This is a genomic window from Halorubrum sp. Eb13 (assembly GCF_002252895.1).
Taxonomy (GTDB): domain Archaea; phylum Halobacteriota; class Halobacteria; order Halobacteriales; family Haloferacaceae; genus Halorubrum.
On the sequence record NZ_NHPE01000109.1, the window covers coordinates 15,095 to 33,406 of the forward strand.

The window sequence follows — 18,312 nt, forward strand, 5'->3', positions numbered from 1 at the left end:
GGCGAGGCTGGGGAGGCGTGAGGTCGCGGTGCGGTCGCAACGAGAGCTTCGGAGGAGGTCATCGTAGAGTCAGCACCGAACCCACCGAGCGAAGCTTCACGAGCAACCGCTCACTCCACGGGACGCGTCAGCCGCTCGCGGTACGCCTCGAACCCCTGTTTCTCGTAGAACGCCAGCGCCCGCTCGTTGTCGGCGTCGACGTCGAGCCGGAGCTCCTCGCAGTCCCGCTCTCGGGCGTCGATCGCCGCGCGCTCCATCAGTCGGTCGGCGAGCCCGGTGCCGCGGAACGCCGCCGAGACGTAGAGGTCCCCGACGACGAGCCGGTCGGGGCGGTCGAACACGACGGGACAGGCGTCGACGCCGGTCGAGACGAACGCGACGAGGTCGCGGTCCGGGCCGGGGACGCCCGGAGCCGCGGGGGCCGCGGGATCGAGCGCCCCTGGCCCCTCGGAATCGAGCGCCGCGGCGTCGACCGGCTCGTCCGATCCGCCGGCGGCGGCGACCGAGACCACCCAGAGCCGGTAGTCGTCCTCGCGGAGTCGATCGAGCCGGAAGTCGGTCTCCTCGGCGATCAGCTCCCCCTCGGGCCGGTCGGCGAGGGCGTGCCCGTCGACGCGCTCGGCGAGGTCGCGGTGATACGGGAGCCACAGCTCGGCGACGTACCGCGCCGCGGCGGCCCGGGTGGCCGACAGTCGTCGGAGTCGCATATGCCGTCGATCGACGCCGGCGACATACGCGTTCGGGTTCTTCGCGGGTCGCGTTCGGGGCGCGTTCGGGTCGCGTTCGGGGCGTGTTCGGGTCGCGTTCGGGGCGTGTTCGAGTCGCGTGCGGGTCGCGTGCGGGTCGTCCGCATCCTCCGATATCCGGGAGACGAAAGCTTGAAACGCCGCTCGCCCGACCCCACGAGTATGGAACTGCGGGTCATCGAGAAGACCGACACGGAACTCCGCATCGAGATCGCCGGCGAGGATCACACGTTCATGAACGTGCTGAAGGGCGTCCTCCTGGAGACGGACGGCGTCGCGGCCGCGACCTACGACATGAATCCCGAACAGTCCGGCGGCCAGACGGAGCCGGTGCTGACGGTGAAGTCCGAGTCCGACGACCCGCTCGACCTGCTCGCCGACGCCGCGGCGGCGATCACCGACCGGACGGGCGCGCTGCGCGACGCCGTGCGAGCCGCCTGAACCGGTTTTTCCGCGACCCCCGAGCGGCTTTTCGTCTCGTTCCGCCGCCTCGAAGCCGCTCGCTCCGCCGAACGAGGGGCATACCTAAGTGCCGACTCCAGAAACGGGCAGGTATGCCACCGAGCGTACTCATGCTGGGATGGGGGTACCCGCCGAACATCACCGGCGGGCTCGACGTCCACGTCGGCGAACTGTTCTCCGGGCTCCGCGACGACCTCGGGGTGGAGGCCACTCTCGTGTTGCCCGCCGAGTTCGCGCCGGACGACGAGCCGGGCCTCGAACCCGTGGAGACGGGCGACGGAGACATCGCCGCCCGCATCGAGCGCCTCAGCGACCGGTTCGCCGAGCTGGCGCCCGACCACGACGTGATCCACACGCACGACTGGTTCGGCTACGCGCCGGGGCGGCAGGCCGCCCGCGCGTCGGACGCGACGTGGGTCTCGTCGTTCCACTCGCTGGCGAGCGACCGCAACATCGACCCCCCCACGCGCGAGGTCGAGACCGAGCGCCGGCTCGCGAACGCCGCCGACACGAACATCGCCGTCAGCGAGATCGTCCGCGGGGACATCAAAGAGCTGTACGACGCCGACTCCCGCGTCGTGTACAACGGCTTCTCGACGCCGAAGTTCTCGGGCAAGGACGTCCGTGAGGACCTCGATATCGACGGCGAGATGCTGTTCTTCGTCGGCAGACACACCGACCAGAAGGGGATCTCCCACCTGCTGTACGCGATGAAGAAGCTCCGCGGGCGCGACGTCACCCTCGTCGTCGGCGGGTCGGGCCACCAGACGGAGCAGCTGAAGCGCTTCGCTGAGCTCCTCGGTATCGAGGACCGCGTCGAGTTCGTCGGCTACGTCCCCGAGGCGGAACTGGGCGACTACTACGCCGCCTCGGACGCGTTCGTCTCCCCCTCGTACGCGGAGCCGTTCGGGATCACGATCACGGAGGCGCTGGAGGCGGGGACGCAGGTCGTCGCGACGCCCTCGGGCGTCGCCGAGGTGCTCCCCGACGGCTGTCTCGTGGAGGTCGAGACGGACTCGGAGTCGATCGTCGACGGCCTCATCGAGGCGCTCGACCGCGAGGAGCCGCCGCAGTACGAGCGTCGGGAGTGGCTGGACGTGGCGGAGGACACGCTGGCGGTGTACGAGGACGTGGCGTAGAGCGCGGTCCGACCCTCTCGATCCGGCCTACTCCTCGTCGCGGCGGTACACGTCGAACTCGGTCGCCGGCTCGGGGTGGCTGATACGGAACCCCTCGGCCGTCTCGACCACGCCGCGGGTGCTGCCGGAAGTGCCGCCGTACGGGCTCTCCTCGCCGTCGACTCCGCTCGCACCCTGATACGGCGAGGTGTACGGCGACCCCGACACGGGCTCGTCGAAGCTCTCGGGTGGGAGGTAGATCCGCTCGCCGCCGTCGGAGCGGACGACGACCGCGACGTCGCGGGTCCCGGTCACGTCGATGACGGTTCGTTCCCCCGTGACGCGCGCGTCGACGTCTATCTCGTCCATGTCTCACGTTGCGAACGGGGACGGTTTAGCAGTACCGGCGCGAGCGCCCGCCCGTCGCCGGGGACACTTCGAGCGGACCGACCGTGTCGCCCCGCGCCCCCCGACCGTTCCCGGGTGGTGAATCCTTTTGTGCGGTCGCGTCGAAGTCGACTTCGATGGACGTCAACAGCCATGCCGAGGAGCTCGCCTCCGACCTCGGCGTCGACAAAGAGGAGGTCAAAGCCGACCTGGAGAACCTGCTGGAGTACAGCGTCCCGATCGACGAGGCGAAACAGAGCGTCCGGCGAAAACACGGCGGCGGCGGCGGGGGTTCGACGCCGACGCCGGACGCGGTCGACGTGGGCGAGATCACCACCGACAACGACGGCGTGACGGTCACCGTCAAGGTGCTCACGCAGGGGACCCGAACGATCCGGTACCAGGGCGACGACCTCACGATCCGCGAGGGCGAGGTCGCCGACGAGACGGGCGTCATCTCCTACACCGCCTGGCAGGACTTCGGGTTCGAGCCCGGCGACTCGCTGACGATCGGCAACGCCGGCGTCCGGGAGTGGGAGGGCGAGCCGGAGCTCAACCTCAACGACTCCACCACCGTCGCCATCGCGGACGAGCCGGTCGATGTCGACCGCGAGGTCGGCGGCGACCGGAACCTCGTCGACATCAGCGCGGGCGACCGCGGGCGCAACGTCGAGGTCCGCGTGCTGGAGGTCGACGAGAAGACGATCTCCGGGCGCGACGGCGAGACCGATATCCTCGAGGGCGTCGTCGGCGACGCGACCGCGAGGCTCCCCTTCACCGACTGGCAGCCGCGGCCCGAGATGGAGCCGGGCGCCGACCTCCGGATCGAGGACGTGTACGTCCGCGAGTTCCGCGGCGTCCCCTCGCTCAACCTCACGGAGTTCTCGACGGTGACGCCGCTTCCCGACCCGGTCGAGGTCGCCGAGGACGCCCCCCGCCTCTCGGTCGGCGAGGCGGTCGACTCGGGCGGGATGTTCGACGTCGAAGTCGTCGGGAACGTCTTGGAGATCCGCGACGGTTCCGGGCTCATCGAGCGCTGCCCGGAGTGCGGCCGCGTGGTCCAGAACGGTCAGTGCCGGAGCCACGGCGACGTGGACGGCGAGGACGACCTGCGCGTGAAGGCAATCCTCGACGACGGCACCGACACCGTCACCGTCGTGCTCGACGACGAGCTCACCGCGGAAGTGTACGGCGGCGGCCTCGACGACGCCCTCGACGCCGCGAAAGAGGCGATGGACAAGGAGGTCGTCGCCGAGGAGATCGCCGACTCGCTCGTCGGGCGCGCCTACCGCGTCCGCGGCAACCTCTCGGTCGACGACTACGGCGCCAACCTCGACGCGGTCGAGTTCGAACTCGCGGACGACGACCCGGCCGAGCACGCCCGAGCCGCGCTCGCGGAGGTGGCCGAATGAGCGACGACGGGCCGGGCGCCCGCGAGGTCGCCCGCCGGGCGTTCGCCGCCGAGTTCGACGACGCCTCCCTCTCCTACTCCGAGAGCGACGAGGAGCGCGCCCCGAACTACGTGGTCACGCCGACGGGAGAGCGCGTGAACCGCCTGTTCGTCGCCGGCGTGCTCACCGAAGTCGAGCGCGTGAACGACGAGACGCGCCGCGGGCGCGTCGTCGACCCCTCCGGCGCCTTCGTCACCTACGCCGGCCAGTACCAGCCAGAGGCGCAGGCGTTCTTAGAGCGCGCCGACCCGCCGTCGTTCGTCGCGCTCACGGGGAAGGCGCGCACCTTCGAGCCGGAGGACTCCGACCGCGTGTTCACCTCCGTCCGGCCCGAGAGCCTGAACGAGGTCGACGGGGACACCCGCGACCGCTGGGTCGTCTCCGCCGCGGAGGCGACGCTGGACCGCCTCGCCGTCTTCGCCGAGGCCCTCGACGCCGACCTCCGCGGCGACGAGCTCCGCGCGGCCCTCGAATCGGGCGGCGCGCCCGCGTCGCTCGCGGCGGGGATCCCGAAGGCGATCGACCACTACGACACCTCGACGGCGTACGTCGAGGCGGTCCGGCGCCTCGCCGTCGACGCGCTGGAGCTGATCGCCGGCGACCGCGACGAGGTCCGGACGCTCGACCTCGCCCCGGACGCCGGCGGCGAGAGCGACATCGGCGCGCTCCCGGAGACCGACGTGACGATCGAGGCCCCGACCGGGGCCGCGGCGCCGTCGGAAGCCGACGAGGCGGGCGTCGAGGCCGAAGCGACCGCTGAGGCCGGGGCGGCGCCGGTCGACGCGACCGGGACCGCGGCCGACGCCGGCGACGAGGCCGACTCGGTCGAGGAGGTCGGCGCGACCGATGTCTCGGAGAGCGAGACGGTTGCGACCACCCCCGCCGAGAGCGACGCGACCACCTCCACGGAAAGCGACGCGACCACATCGGCCGAGAGCGGCACGGCGGATGTCGACGAGACCGACGCGAGCGACGACACCGCGGCGTCCGCCGCCTCCGACGTCGGAGAGGGCGGACTCGGCGACTTCGAGACCGGCGACGGGGAGTCCGACATCGACGCCGGCGAGGCCGACATCGACGCCGAGGAGCCCATCGACGTCGACGAGGGGGCCGACGACGCGGAGGCCCCGGCGGGCTCGGACGACGTCGGCGCCGCGGGCGACGAGATGTACGAGCTCGACGAGACGGAGCGCGAGGAGATCGAGTCCGAGTTCGGCACCGACTTCGCGACCGGCTCCGAGGTCGACGAGCCCGGGGAGGCCGACATCGACGTGCCGGACCCAGAGGAGCTACAGGAGACGCCGGAAGACGCCGCGGCGGCCGACCTCGACGCCGACCCCGTCGAAGCGGAGGCGGATGACGACGCGACCGGTGGGGCGGCCGGAGGCGACGAGACGGACGCGGCCGACGGATCGGACGATGGATCGGACGACGGCGGCGAGGACGTCGACCTGGAGGACGCCGTCATCGATGCCATGGGCGCGCTCGACGACGGCGACGGTGCCGACCGCGAGGCGGTCGTCGACCGCGTGGTCGACGGACACGGCGTCGCCGCGGACGCGGTCGAGGACGCGATCCAGGACGCGCTGATGAGCGGGAAGTGCTACGAGCCCGGCGACGGCGTGCTCAAGCCGATCTGATGGCGCGGGGCGCGTCGCCTGGCGTCGAGCCGGTCGTCGGCGAGCCCGCCGCGGTGGCCGACCTCGGCGGCGAGCGCGCGCTGCTCGTCGCCGACGTCCACGCCGGCATCGAGGTCGGCCTCCGTTACGAGCGCGGCGTCGAGCTCGACGACCGAGCCGACGAGCGCCGGGAGCGCCTCTCTGACCTCCTCGCGGAGACCGACGCCGACCGGCTCGTCGTCCTCGGCGACCTCGCGCACCGCATCGCGGCGCCGGAGGGCGAGGAGCGCGAGGAGCTGGAGACCCTGATCCGAGCGGTGACCGACAGGGTCCCGATGACGCTCGTCGAGGGGAACCACGACGCGGGGGTCGCGGAGGCGTTCGCCGACGACCTCGACGTGATCGGTGCCGGCGGCGGGCTTCTCGGCGGGGTCGGCGACGGCGGCGACGAAGCGAGGCGACGCCGGACCGGCGGCGTCGCCGTCCTCCACGGCCACACCTGGCCCGACCCGGCGCTGCTCGACGCCGACGTGGTGTGCATGGGCCACGAACACCCGCAAGTGCGGCTGGAGGACTCCGTCGGCGGCTCTCGCGTCGAACGCGCCTGGCTCCGTGGCCGGCTCGATCCGGCCGCGTTCGTCGGAGACGACGAATCGGCGGCGGCCGCTCCCGAAGACCCGCCCGAGCTCATCGTCTTCCCGGCGTTCAACGAGCGCTCCGGCGGGACGTGGGTCAACGTCGACGGGCAGTCGTTCCTCGCGCCGTTCCTCCCGGACGCGCTGCCGGCCGGCGACGCGTACCTCCTGAACGGGACGCGGCTCGGCGACTTCCGGCGTCTCTGAGGACGGCGGCCGCTCGGGCGGCCCGGTCTCTCTCGGCGGGAGCGTTTTCTCTCGGGGCACGGAAGCAGGGACATGGTCACCGATCGCGCGCCGACCGAGATCGACGAGGCGGGGTGGCACTGGCTCCGGGTCAAGCACGTGACGGGGTTCCCGCGGAACGCCCGCGACGGCTACTTCCCGAGACACGGCGTGACGCGGCCCGCGGCGACGACGGAGGCGGACCTGCCGTCGGTCGACGATGGAGGGCGGACGACGCTCCCGGCAGACGGTGAGACCGTCGCCGACGCCGACCGACTCGCGCTCGAAACGACCTATCTGAGCGGGAAGTGGCTCGTCGAGCGACCGGCGGAGACGGTCGACGACCTCTGGGAGGCGGTGGTCGACGACGTCGCGGCCGAGCGGTTCTGGGACGCGAAGGTCACGACGCGGGCGGGCCGCGAGGCCTTCGGCGAGGCGGACCACGCCGTGCTCGTGTTCACTCCGAACTACTTCGACCGGGAGGACGTCGACCGCGTCCGCCGACGGCTCGGGGAGGCCCACGGGGTGACCGAGGAGATCCGGTACCGCCCCGACGTGTACACGCTCGACGGGGCCCACGAGGCGCGCCTCGGCGGACTCACCGACTCGGAGGCGTCGCGGTTCCGGGCCTGAAACGCCGTTACGAGACGGAGCGACGGATCACTCGACCGGTCGGAACCGGAAGCCGTCCCAGTCCTGGCTCGCCGGCTCGCGGATCCCCGCGCCCGGCTCCCTGAGGTCGTCGGCGTAGACGGGTTCGACGCGGTCGCCGATGTCGACCTCGACGTCGCCCGGCTCACCGGCGTCGTCCGCGCCCCCGCGCTCGGCCACCTGCCCGAGCGCGCGCACCACCGGGCCGTCGTACTCGTCGCCCATGTCGAACTCGACGATCGCGAGGGTGTTCGGCTCGCGGACGCCCGGCGGAGTCGCCGTCGACATCGTCCACGTGACGATCCGGGCCTCGTACTCGCGGAGGTCGACCGTCCCGACGCGCTCGGCGCCGTTCGGGCTCACGGTGTGGGGCGGATACGTGACCGTTCCGTCCGCGTACTCCGCCGCCTCGAAGGTCGGTTCGGCGCCCCGTTTCCCGTCGCTACCGGTCGCGTCGTCGGTGTCGCTTGTCTCGTGGTCGCTCATCGGCCTCCCTCCAGGATCGCGGTGGTCACGCAGTTCCCGAACCCGCCGACGTTGCAGGCGAGCCCCGTGTCGGCCTCGACCTGCCGCGGACCGGCGTTCCCGGTGACCTGCTGATATATCTCGTACACCTGTGCGACGCCGCTGGCCCCGAGCGGGTGGCCCTTCGATTTGAGCCCGCCGGAGGTGTTGATCGGGAGGTCACCGTCGCGGTCGGTGACGCCCTCCTCGACCGCCTTCCACCCCTCGCCCTTCTCGAAGAAGCCGAGGTCCTCGCTCTGGAGGAACTCGAGGATGGTGAACATGTCGTGGAGCTCAGCGACGTCGACGTCGTCGGGTCCGACGCCGGCCATCTCGTACGCGATCTCCGAGGAGTCGACGACGCCGCCCATCGTCGTCGGGTCCGCGCGCTCGTGGACGACGTGGGTGTCGGTCGCGCCGCCGATTCCGGAGATCACCGCGTACTCGTCTTCGGGGACGTACTCCTGGGCGACGGACTCGGGACAGAACACGAGCGCCGCGGAGCCGTCCGTGATCGGACAGAAGTCGTACAGTCGGAGGGGGTCGGCGACGACCGGCGAACCGAGCACCGTGTCGAGGTCGACCTCCTTCTGAAACTGCGCGTGGGGGTTGTCCACGCCGTTCCGGTGATTCTTCACCGCGACCTTCCCGAGGCTCTCGCGGGGCGCGTCGTACTCGTCGAGGTACAGGCGGGCGGTGAGCCCCGCGAACGAGGGGAGCGTGACGCCGTGTTTGTACTCGACCGGGTGCGTGAGCGACGCGATCACGTCGGTCGCCTCCGAGGTCGTCCGGTGGGTCATCTTTTCGCCGCCGACGAGCATCGTGACATCGCTCGCGCCGGAGGCGACCGACTGCCACGCGGCGTACACGCCCGCGCCCCCCGAGGAGGAGGTCTGGTCGATCCGAGCGGTGTACGCTCCCGTGGCCGCCAAGTCGTGAGCGAGCGCGTTCGGGACGCCGGTCTGTCCCTCGAACTCGCCGCTGGCCATGTTCGAGACGTACAGGTGATCGAGGTCGCCGCCGTCGATGCCGGCGTCGTCGAGCGCGGCCGCGCCCGCCTCGGCCAACAGCTCCTGCACCCAAGCGTCGCGCTGCCCGAACTGGGTCATCGACGCGCCGATTACCGCTACGCGTTTCATACCGATGCGTCCACGGCGCTCGCCTAAAGCGTACCTCTCTGCGGTCGCCGGGGCGGTGAGGGGTCCCGCGGGCGGGTCACTCCGCGCGCCGGCCGGCGTGACCGGGGTAGTCGCGCTCGAACCGCGATCCGATCTCCTCGCGGTCGAGTCGGATCACGACCGGACGCCCGTGGGGGCAGGCGTACGGGTTCTCGCAGGCGTCGAGCCGGTCGAGCAGGTCGACGACCCGCCCCTCCGTCAGCGAGGTGTTCCCGGTCACGGAGGGGTAACACGCCAGGTCCGCGAGCAGCTCGTCGACGACGTCGGTCACCGGCTCGTCGCCCGCGGCCGCGTCGTCGACGAACGCGGAGAGGACGTCCCGGAGGAGGTCAGGGTCCAGCGCGGCGTCGAAGACGGCCGGGACCGATTCGACGACCACCTCGCGGTCGCCCGCGCGCTCGGCGCGGAACCCGATCTCCGCGAGGTCCTCTGCGAAGTCGTCGAACAGCGCCGCCTCCCGCGCGGTGAGTTCGACGCGGACCGGCTCCGCGAGCGCCTGCGCGTCGGCGCCGTCGGCGAACGCCTCCCGCAGGCGCTCGTAGTTCACCCGCTCGTCCGCCGCGTGCTGGTCGATCAGCACGAGCCCGTCCGGCGCCTCCGCGACGACGTAGGTGTCGTGGAGCTGCCCGAGCACCCGAAGCGACGGGAGCGAGTCGAAGGTCCGCTCCGCGGCCTCGGTGGTGTCGCCGGCGAGGGTCCGCTGGGCGGTCGGAGTCGGACGCGGCTCGGTCGCCGCCTCCGTCGCCGGTTCTCGTCGCTCGTTCGGCGCAGCGGCGGGGCCGTCCGTGACGGAGTCGGTGCCGGGGTCGGCCGTGGGGTCGACATCGGAGTCCGACGCGGAACCGGTGGCGGCGTCGTCGGTGACAGCGGCTCCCGAGTCGTCGAATCGACCGAGCCCGTCCGCCTCTTTCGCGTCGGTCTCGGTCGCGGCCGCGCTTCCGCCCTCGTCTCCCGAGTCGCCCTCGGCGTCGTCCGGCGTCGACTGCCAGCTCCGCGGCGACGGCCGGTCGGCCGGGGACGGGTCCGGGTCGGTGGCGGCGTCAGAGCTCACGTCGCCGACCGCCCACGCGTCCTCGTCGGTCGGGTCCAGCTCGGATGCGCCGGCCGCGGCGTCGGCGCTCTCGACGCCGTCAGCGCTTCGGCCGTCGTCGCTTCGGTCATCGCCGCTTCGGCCGTCGCGGTCGCCGAGCGCCGCGCGCTCGTGGTCGGTCCCGGCGCCGCCGACGGCCTCGGCCTCCGGGCCCTCGGGGCTGATCTCGGTCTGGTCCGGCGCCGACTGCCCCCGCGGCGCGGTCGAGCGGACCAGTCCGTGGTCGAGCAGCGCCCCCTCGACCGCCGCCTCCACGGCGGCGCGCACGGCCGGTTCCTCGTCGAACCGGACCTCCAGCTTGCGCGGGTGGACGTTCACGTCGACGTCGCCGGGCGGCACCTCGACGAACAGCACCGCGAAGGGGTAGCGGTCGGGCGCGAGCTGCCCGCCGTACGCCTCCAACACCGCCTCGCGGAGCGCGCTCGCGGTGACGTACCGGTCGTTGACGTAGGTGGCGAGGTACTCGCGGGTCGAGCGCGTCGTCTCCGGGTGGGAGACGAGGCCGGTGACGCGGCGGACCGGGGGATCGTCGGGTGCGGCGGAGTCCGCCGCGTCGCCCTCCGGCTCCCACTCCACGTCGACCATCGCCTCCGCGACCTCGCGGCCGTACACGGACAGCACGGCCGACCGGAGGTCGCCGTTCCCCTCGGTGGCGAACGTCTCGCGGCCGTCGTGCTCCAGCGAGACGGCGACGCCGGGGTTCGCGAGCGCGTAGCCGGTGACGACCGTGTTGACCCGGTCGAACTCGGTGGCCGTCCGCTTGAGGAACTTCTTGCGGGCGGGGGTGTTATAAAAGAGGTCCGTCACCTCGACGGTCGTCCCCTCGGGACAGCCCGCCGGGCGCACCTCGCCGACATCGCCGCCTTCGACCGTGACCTCGGCGCCCGCGTCGGCGCCCGGAGGACGCGACCGGACGGTGAGCCGCGAGACCGCGCCGACGGTGTACAGCGCCTCGCCGCGGAAGCCGAGGGTACCGACCCCGCGGTCGAGGTCCTCGATGTCGCCGATCTTCGAGGTGGCGTGCTCCGCGACCGCGGCCTCCAGTTGGTCCTCGGGGATCCCCACGCCGTCGTCGCGGACGCGGACCCCCTCGGTGCCGCCGGCCTCGACCGAGACGGCGACCCGGCTCGCGCCGGCGTCGAGGCTGTTCTCGATCAGCTCCTTGACGACGCTCGCCGGGCGCTCGACGACCTCGCCGGCCGCGATGCGCTGGACGGTGCGCTCGTCCAACCGCTCGATGTTCGGCGGCTCCATTGCGTACCCTCCGGTCGGACGAGCGCGCACTTGAAGGCGTTGTCGGCGACGGCGGCCTCTGAGAGGGACGGTACGTCGATCGGCGGAACCGCTTATAAGCGGGCTGCGGTGGCGTCGCCGGCGCGTAGCGCCGGCCATCGCACGCGCGAGGGAGTCGCGAACGGAGTGAGCAACGAGATCGGGGAGGCGTGACAGAGATCAGTCCGATCGCCGAATCGAGACCGTTCAACGCGAGAAACCGCGAAACGAGAAAGTCGCAGGACGGAATGGAACGGACCGAGGTCCGCTTACCCCTCCATGCCGCCGAACGAGAGGCCGTCCTCGACGGAGCGCTGCGCCGCGAAGTAGACGATCGCGACGGGGAGCGCGAACAGGTTCGCGAACGCCGCGAAGCGCGTCCACGGCGTGGAGAACCGCCCCTCCGTCGCGAGGTTGTACAGCTCCACCGAGAGCGGGTAGTTCTCCGGCGAGAGCAGCGTCTGCGCGATGATGAACTCGTTCCACCCGGCGAGCCAGACGAAGATGAGCACGACCGCGAGCCCCGGCTTCGTCAGCGGGATGATCACCTCCCGGATCGTCTGGAGGAAGCTCGCGCCGTCGACCATCGCCGCCTCCTCGTAGGAGACCGGGATGTTGTCCATGTACGTCTTCAGCAGCCAGGTGTTGAACGGGATCGCGCCGGCGGCGTAGAACAGCCCGAGGACGAACAGGTTGTTCGTCAGCCCGTACGAACTGAACAGCGAGTACAGCGCCACGAGCGTCGCGATCGAGAGGCCCGCGCCGATCTGCGTGAACAGTACGTAGCCGTAGAGGATCCGCTTCCGGCCGACGAACTGTCGCCGCGAGAACGCGTACGCCGCCGGCACGATCATCCCGAAGCCGGCGGCGATCGTCACGCTGACCAGATAGAGGCTATTGAACACCGCGCCGGGACCGGTGTCGGTCCCGACCCACCGGAAGCCGAGCGGAACGAGCCCGCTCCCGCCGCCGATGACGAGCTGCGGGTACCCCCAGTCGCCGTCGACGAAGAAGAAGTTGGACTCGAACAGCACCCACCGGTAGGCGTCGAGGTTGTACGTCGTCGGGTCGGGGAAGATCCCGCTGGTGTTGAACAGCCGGGTCCCTTCCGCGAGCGACGCGGTGAAGATCCAGAACAGCGGGAAGAGGAGGATTAACACCATCGCCAGCCCGAACAGGGTCATCAGGACGCTCTTCCCGACGTCCCACGGCGTCCGCTTCCCGGTCCGGAGGTCGTAGACGGCCCGCTGGACCGTCACGGCGAACCGCTTCGGAGCGGTCGCGAGCCCGAGGAGCTTCGCGCGGAGCAGCGCCAGGACGGAGGCGAGGGCGCTCATCGCTCACCCACCCCCTCGGCGAGGCCGCCGTAGCGCACGGCGGCGTACATGAAGACGCCGATGAATCCGATCGCGACGATGAGGATCGCGGCCGAGAGCCCGAACTCGTTGAAGCTGATCGCCTCGCGGTAGCCGTAGACGATGATCAGCTCGTTCTGTCGCGCCGGTCCCCCGCGGTTGAACACCCACGGGATCAGGAACTGCTGGAACGCGGTCGCGCCGGTGAGGATCGACGCGAACAGCACCGGCCGCCTGATGGCGGGCAGCGTCACGGTGCGGAACCGCTGGAGGAAGCCGGCCCCGTCGACCATCGCCGCCTCGTGGAGCTCGCGCGGCACGTCCTGGAGCGCGCTCACGATGATGATCACCATGAACGGGTACGCCAGCCACACCTCGGTGGTGACGTACGCGAAGAACGCCTCCCAGCGGCCGCTGAGGAAGCCGATCGGGACGTCGAACAGGAGGAATTCGGGCGCCGACAGCGACGACATGACGCCGTTGTACCGCCCGAGTATCGTGTTGAACACGCCGAACCGGGCGTCGCTGAACATCCCGCGCCAGACGGTGATCGTGAAGATCCCGGGGAACCCGAGGGGCACGATCACCGCCGCGCGCATGTAGCGCTTGCCGACGACGCGCGCGTGGTTCAACAGGAGGGCGATGCCGACCGCGACGAACACCTTGACCACGAGCGAGACGGCGACGAAGAGCCACGTGGTCGACATCGACGTCCAGAACTGCGAGTCGCCGAGCAGCCGCACGTAGTTGTCGAAGCCGATCAGCTCCGCGCCGCCGCCGATCACCGATCCGGCGAACGTCGCGTCGGTCAGCGAGATGTAAAAGAGGTAGAATATCGGATACAGCATGAAGCTCGAAAAGAGGATAACGCCGGGTATCACGAGGAGCAGCCCCCAGTCGCGGTTGGAGAACGGCACCGCCGCTCGGAGTCGTGCGAGCCCGCTCGCGCCGGTGCCGGTCTGTGAGGAAGCCATGATGACTAGCTGGGAGAGTGCCTACAGGTTCTCCCGGATCTCGGACGCGGCCTGGTCGAGCGCGGGGCCGCTCTCCTGGTCGCCGTTGAAAACGCGCGTCAAGGCCTCGGTCAGCGGCGTCCAGACGCTGTTCATGTCGGGGTGGGTCGGGGTCGGCACGCCGCGGTCGACCTGCTGGGCGAACGCCTCGACTTCGGCCGGGAAGTCCCCGCCCTCGATCACGGAACTCAGCACGGGGATGTACCCCTGCTCTTTGGCGTTGGTCTCGACGACCTCCTCGTTCGTGGTGTACCACTCGGCGAACCGAGTGATCGCGTCGACCGTCGACTGGTCGGCGTCGTCCAACATGGCGCTGAAGTAGATGGTCTGGATCCCGGAGTACGACCGCGGGTTGTTGCCGTCGACCGCCGGGAGCGGCGCGACGCCGAGGTTATCGATCTCGCTCTGGAGGTTCGCGAGCTCCCACGGGCCGTTGACGGCGAACGGTGCGGCGCCGTCAGCGAACGCGACGATCTGCGACTCGTAACCCGGGTCCGCCGGGACGTAGTCGGACAGCGTCTCGAGGGCGTCCATCCCCTCCTTACAGGCGTCGCTGTCGAGGGTGACCTCCCGGTTCTCCTCGTCGTAGATGTTGCCGCCGTACGCCTGGACGTAGCCGCTCACGAAGTACGGGTTCGCGACGGGGTACGAGAGCCCGTACTGGCCGTTGCCGGGGTCGTGGAACTCGTCCATGATCGAGACCATCTCCTCGACGGTCGCCGGCGCCTCGTCGACCATGTCCTTGTTGTAGTACAGCGCGACCGTCTCGGAGGCGAAGGGTAGCCCGTGGAGGGCGCCGTCGTACTGCACGGCCTGCTGTGCGGCCCCGGAGTAGGAGTCGAGCGACACGTCGACGTCGTCGCTCGCGTCGTAGAGGAACGGCGGCTCCTCGCGCACCGCGAACCGGCCGATCCAGTCGTGCGCCCAGATCCACGAGTCGGGTCCGTTTCCGGACGGGATCGCGGTCTCGAGCTGCTGGTCGAGCTCGCCGCCGGGCGCCTCCCTGTTGATCGTGTGGCCCGTCTCCGACTCGAAGTCATCGACGTACCCGGACATCGCCTCGTCCTCGCCGTCGGAGAGGTCGGTCCACAGCGCCGCGGTGCCGGTGTTCTGGTCGTCCGACCCGTCGGAGCCGTCGTCGCTTCCGCCGTCGCTCCCGTCGGATCCGTCCGACCCGTCGGACCCGTCGCCGCTTCCGCCGTCGCCGCTGTCCGTGCTGATACAGCCCGCGAGCGCCGCGAGCGCGGTACTTCCCCCCATCGTCTTGAGTAGCGTCCTGCGTTTCTCGTTCATGTGACTACAACAAACGATGAATTACATATTCATACATTTAGTTTTTGGGATCGGGGGGTCGATGCCGTGGCCTCCTCGCACCGTTCTCTCCGGCGATCCGCGGCTCGGCCGTCAGGCGCGCCTCGGTCACACATTTGAGATGAGATTGTTCCTCACATATCAAGAAAACAGCGAAGAACTAATATGCGGGAAGCGCCCTTTGCCAGTAAATGGCAAGAGTAACGCTCGACACGCTCCGGAAGGAGTTCGATCGGGGGACCATCGTCGCCGTCGACGACCTCGACCTGGAGATCGACGACGGCGAGTTCGTGACCGTCGTCGGGCCGTCGGGCTGCGGGAAGACCACCACGCTGCGGATGGTCGCGGGACTGGAGGAGCCCACGTCGGGGACCGTCAACTTCGACGACGAGGACGTCACGGAGATCCACGCGACGGACCGACCCGTCGCGATGGTGTTCCAGAACTACGCCCTGTATCCCCACAAGACGGTGATGGAGAACATGGCGTTCGGGCTCAAAATGAGCACCGACATGACGGTTGAGGAACGGCACGAGCGCGTGACCGAGATGGCCGAGATGATGGGGATCGCGGACCTGCTCGACGACAAGCCGGACGAGCTCTCCGGCGGGCAGAAGCAGCGCGTCGCCCTCGGTCGCGCCATCGCCCGCGAGCCCGAAGTGTTCCTGTTCGACGAGCCACTCTCGAACCTCGACGCGAAGCTCCGCACCGAGATGCGCGCGGAGATCCAGAAGCTCCAGAAGGAGTTCGGCGTCACGGCGATGTACGTCACCCACGACCAAGAGGAGGCGATGACGATGGGCGACCGCCTCGCGATCCTGAACGACGGGAAGCTCCAGCAGGTGGGCGAGCCCACCGAGGTGTACGAGAACCCGGTCAACGAGTTCGTCGCCGGCTTCATCGGTTCGCCGTCGATGAACTTCATCGACGTCGACGTCGACACCGACGGGACGACGGCGACGATCCGCGACGGCGACTCCGGGCTCGCGCTCGCGCTCAGCCGCGAGTACGTGGCGGGCCACGAGCTCGAAGGCGGTCCGTACACGCTCGGAATCCGTCCCGAGAACATCGGGATCGTCGAGGAACCCACCGGCGACGAGACGCTCACCGCGACCGTCGAGGTCGTCGAGCCGATCGGCTCCGATAACTACGTCCACCTCTCCGTCAACGACGACTTCCTCGCTCGCGCGCCGGCGAACGTCAAGCCGGAGGCCGGAGACGAGGTCGGAGTCGTCTTCGAGGAGGAACACGTCCACCTGTTCGACGCCGAGACGGGCGAAGACGTGTTCCTCACGGACGAGGAAGTCGAGGCCGCGGTCGCCTGAGGCGGTTCTTCGTACGCGGCCGTGTCGGGCCGGACCGATCCGACGACCACGGCCGCGAGGGCGGAGGAACCGCGCGACGCCGCGGAGCGATACGCAGCCGGCGTTGCCGTTCGGTCGGTCGACTCAGTCGTCGGCGGTCGGCGTCGGCGCCTTCCCGCCGAGCGCGTCGCGGTCGTGGTCGGCCTCGAAGTCGAGGTCCGGCCCGCGCGCGATGATCCCGGAGGGCGTCACGTCCGGATGGGTCGTGTAGTAGTGCTCCTTGATGTGGTCCATGTTCACCGTCTCGGCGACGCCCGCGGTCTGGTAGAGGTCGCGGAGGTACGGCCAGAGGTGCTCGTACTGGTGAACGAACTTCCGGTTGCACATGAAGTGCGTGTGGTACACCTGATCGAAGCGGACCAGCGTCGTGAACATGCAGATGTCGGCCTCGGTGAGCGAGTCGCCGACGAGATAGCGCCGGTCGGACAGGTGGTCGTTCCAGCGGTCGAGCGCGCCGAACAGCTCGTCGATCGCCTCGTCGTACGCCGCCTGGGACGTGGCGAACCCGGCGCGGTAGACGCCGTTGTTGACCGGCTCGTAGATCTCGGTGATGACCTCGTCGACGTCCGCGACGGTCGCCTCGTCGTCGGCGTCGGGCAGCAGCGAGACGTCGTTTCCGAGGTCGTCGAACGCGGTCGAGAGCATGCGGAGGATCTCCCGTGACTCGTTGTTGACGATCGTCTCCGTCTCGGTGTCCCACAGCACGGGGACGGTCACCCGACAGGTGGCGTCGGGGTCGGCCTCGACGTACAGCTCCCGGAGGTAGTCGCTGTCGTGGAGGCGGTCGGGCGTACAGCCCGCCTTCTCCGGGGTGAACTGCCAGCCGCCCTCGTCGCGGTACGGGTCCACGACCGAGACGCCGATGGCGTCCTCTAAGCCGAGCAGCGACCGCGCGAGCAGGGCGCGGTGCGCCCACGGACAGGCGTAGGAGACGTACAGGTGGTACCGCCCCGCCTCCGGCTGGAACCGCTCGTCCGGTTCGGCGTCGACGTGGTCGGGCACGTCGCTGCCGGCGATCCAGTTCCGGAACGTCGTCTCGCCGCGCTGGAACGAGCCGTCCTCGTCCGTCGCTTCGTACGTGTCCGTTCGCCACTCGCCGTCGACGAGTTGATTCATATCTGAATTACGGGCTCGACGTGCATAACGTGGGCGGGGACACGCGTGTCACCGGCCGTGCGACGTGTGGAATCGGATCGGGGTGACGGTCGGTCTGTCGCTCGCTGATAGACGAACGACATCGGCGCGACGGCTATCCCCGACCCCGTTGCGACGGCTCGCTCCCGTCGGGCGCTCGGAGGCGCGCCGACTGGCCGCGGGGTTGCTTATAAGTAGCCGCCGCCGCCCGCGCCGGTGGCTTTTCGGTCGGGCCCGCGGTCTCCTGACGTATGTCCGAACGAAACGAGGCGGCGCCGACCGTCGCGGTCGTCGGCGGGGGCGCCGTCGGCGTCACCGCGGCCGCCGACCTCGCGGCCCGCGGCGTCGACGTGACCCTCTACGAACGCGGCTCGCTCGGCGCCGAGAGCTCCGGCCGGGCCGCCGGCGTGTTGTACGACGCGTACGCGGAGGACGTCGACGCCGCGCTGGCCGCCCGCGCGATGGAGCGGTTCCGGGCGTTCGACCGGTCGCTCCCCGGCTTCTCGTTCGCGCCGTGCCCGTACGTGATCGCGGTCCGCGAGGGCGACCCGGACGCCGACGCCGTCCCCGCGATGGTCGAGCGGATGCGCTCGCACGGGCGCGACGTCTCGCTCGTGACACCGAGCGCACTCGCCGACCGGTTCCCGATCGCGGCCGACGACCTCGCGGTCGCCGCGGTCGCCGAGGGCGCGGGGTGGTGCGACCCCGCGAGCTACGTCGAAGCGACGGGGCGGCGGGCGCGTCGCGAGGGGGTCACGATCGAGACCGAGACGGCCGTCTCGGTGACCGGCGACGGG

Annotated in this window: 17 protein-coding genes; 8 read left to right on the forward strand and 9 right to left on the reverse strand. The window is 70.5% G+C overall.

Annotation, left to right across the window (positions count from 1 at the left end; all coding sequences use genetic code 11):
* Window positions 1-110: 110 nt before the first annotated feature.
* Window positions 111-707, reverse strand: a complete 597-nt coding sequence (locus DJ75_RS12590) for an N-acetyltransferase (RefSeq protein ID WP_094524803.1) — start codon at window positions 705-707, stop codon at window positions 111-113.
* 201 nt (window positions 708-908) lie between these two features.
* Here DJ75_RS12590 and DJ75_RS12595 point away from each other — a divergent pair, with 201 nt between their 5' ends.
* Both DJ75_RS12595 and DJ75_RS12600 read left to right on the forward strand, forming a co-directional pair.
* Window positions 909-1,187, forward strand: coding sequence for a DNA-directed RNA polymerase subunit L (locus tag DJ75_RS12595; RefSeq protein ID WP_094524817.1), 279 nt, complete (start codon window positions 909-911; stop codon window positions 1,185-1,187).
* A gap of 131 nt (window positions 1,188-1,318) precedes the next feature.
* Complete coding sequence (locus tag DJ75_RS12600) at window positions 1,319-2,347, forward strand: glycosyltransferase family 4 protein (RefSeq protein ID WP_094524804.1); 1,029 nt, start codon at window positions 1,319-1,321, stop codon at window positions 2,345-2,347.
* 27 nt (window positions 2,348-2,374) lie between these two features.
* Here the strand turns inward: DJ75_RS12600 and DJ75_RS12605 are convergent, their stop codons facing one another.
* Window positions 2,375-2,695, reverse strand: coding sequence for a hypothetical protein (locus tag DJ75_RS12605; protein ID WP_094524805.1), 321 nt, complete (start codon window positions 2,693-2,695; stop codon window positions 2,375-2,377).
* Window positions 2,696-2,850: 155 nt separating this feature from the next.
* Here DJ75_RS12605 and DJ75_RS12610 point away from each other — a divergent pair, with 155 nt between their 5' ends.
* From DJ75_RS12610 to DJ75_RS12625, 4 genes are all read left to right on the forward strand, one after another.
* Window positions 2,851-4,125: a Single-stranded DNA binding protein gene (locus DJ75_RS12610; protein WP_094524806.1), complete on the forward strand. Its 1,275-nt coding sequence runs from the start codon at window positions 2,851-2,853 to the stop codon at window positions 4,123-4,125.
* Window positions 4,122-5,804: a hypothetical protein gene (locus DJ75_RS12615; protein WP_094524807.1), complete on the forward strand. Its 1,683-nt coding sequence runs from the start codon at window positions 4,122-4,124 to the stop codon at window positions 5,802-5,804. The genes DJ75_RS12610 and DJ75_RS12615 overlap by 4 nt, the downstream gene beginning before the upstream one ends.
* Window positions 5,804-6,625, forward strand: coding sequence for a metallophosphoesterase (locus DJ75_RS12620; RefSeq protein ID WP_094524808.1), 822 nt, complete (start codon window positions 5,804-5,806; stop codon window positions 6,623-6,625). The genes DJ75_RS12615 and DJ75_RS12620 overlap by 1 nt, the downstream gene beginning before the upstream one ends.
* 72 nt (window positions 6,626-6,697) lie before the next feature.
* Window positions 6,698-7,276, forward strand: coding sequence for a putative phosphothreonine lyase domain-containg protein (locus DJ75_RS12625; RefSeq protein ID WP_094524809.1), 579 nt, complete (start codon window positions 6,698-6,700; stop codon window positions 7,274-7,276).
* Window positions 7,277-7,303: 27 nt separating this feature from the next.
* Here the strand turns inward: DJ75_RS12625 and DJ75_RS12630 are convergent, their stop codons facing one another.
* The 6 genes from DJ75_RS12630 to DJ75_RS12655 all read right to left on the reverse strand — a co-directional run bounded on the left by DJ75_RS12630 (window position 7,304) and on the right by DJ75_RS12655 (window position 14,999).
* Window positions 7,304-7,780, reverse strand: a complete 477-nt coding sequence (locus DJ75_RS12630; RefSeq protein WP_094524810.1) for a hypothetical protein — start codon at window positions 7,778-7,780, stop codon at window positions 7,304-7,306.
* The gene (locus DJ75_RS12635) at window positions 7,777-8,937 is read right to left on the reverse strand and encodes a 3-ketoacyl-CoA thiolase (protein WP_094524811.1); all 1,161 of its coding nucleotides are present in this window, start codon (window positions 8,935-8,937) and stop codon (window positions 7,777-7,779) included. Before DJ75_RS12635 ends, DJ75_RS12630 begins: the two co-directional genes overlap by 4 nt.
* 76 nt (window positions 8,938-9,013) lie before the next feature.
* Window positions 9,014-11,320 carry a DNA mismatch repair endonuclease MutL gene (gene mutL, locus DJ75_RS12640; RefSeq protein ID WP_094524812.1) on the reverse strand — a complete coding sequence of 769 codons (2,307 nt, stop codon included), beginning with the start codon at window positions 11,318-11,320 and terminating at the stop codon, window positions 9,014-9,016.
* A gap of 287 nt (window positions 11,321-11,607) precedes the next feature.
* Window positions 11,608-12,675 (reverse strand): sugar ABC transporter permease, encoded by a 1,068-nt coding sequence (locus DJ75_RS12645; protein WP_094524813.1) that lies wholly within the window; start codon window positions 12,673-12,675, stop codon window positions 11,608-11,610.
* A complete protein-coding gene (locus DJ75_RS12650) occupies window positions 12,672-13,667 on the reverse strand; it encodes a carbohydrate ABC transporter permease (protein WP_094524814.1) in 996 nt (331 codons plus the stop codon). Before DJ75_RS12650 ends, DJ75_RS12645 begins: the two co-directional genes overlap by 4 nt.
* Before the next feature lie 21 nt (window positions 13,668-13,688).
* Window positions 13,689-14,999, reverse strand: a complete 1,311-nt coding sequence (locus DJ75_RS12655; protein WP_170938275.1) for an extracellular solute-binding protein — start codon at window positions 14,997-14,999, stop codon at window positions 13,689-13,691.
* Between the two features lie 209 nt (window positions 15,000-15,208).
* Here DJ75_RS12655 and DJ75_RS12660 point away from each other — a divergent pair, with 209 nt between their 5' ends.
* A complete protein-coding gene (locus tag DJ75_RS12660) occupies window positions 15,209-16,342 on the forward strand; it encodes an ABC transporter ATP-binding protein (RefSeq protein WP_094524815.1) in 1,134 nt (377 codons plus the stop codon).
* Between the two features lie 123 nt (window positions 16,343-16,465).
* Here DJ75_RS12660 and DJ75_RS12665 read toward each other — a convergent pair whose 3' ends face one another.
* The gene (locus tag DJ75_RS12665; RefSeq protein WP_094524816.1) at window positions 16,466-17,497 is read right to left on the reverse strand and encodes a glutathione S-transferase family protein; all 1,032 of its coding nucleotides are present in this window, start codon (window positions 17,495-17,497) and stop codon (window positions 16,466-16,468) included.
* Between the two features lie 269 nt (window positions 17,498-17,766).
* On the opposite strand from DJ75_RS12665, the gene DJ75_RS19165 reads away from it, so the two are divergent.
* Window positions 17,767-18,312 (forward strand): FAD-dependent oxidoreductase (locus DJ75_RS19165; RefSeq protein WP_254921983.1); only part of this gene is annotated, 546 nt, incomplete at its 3' end.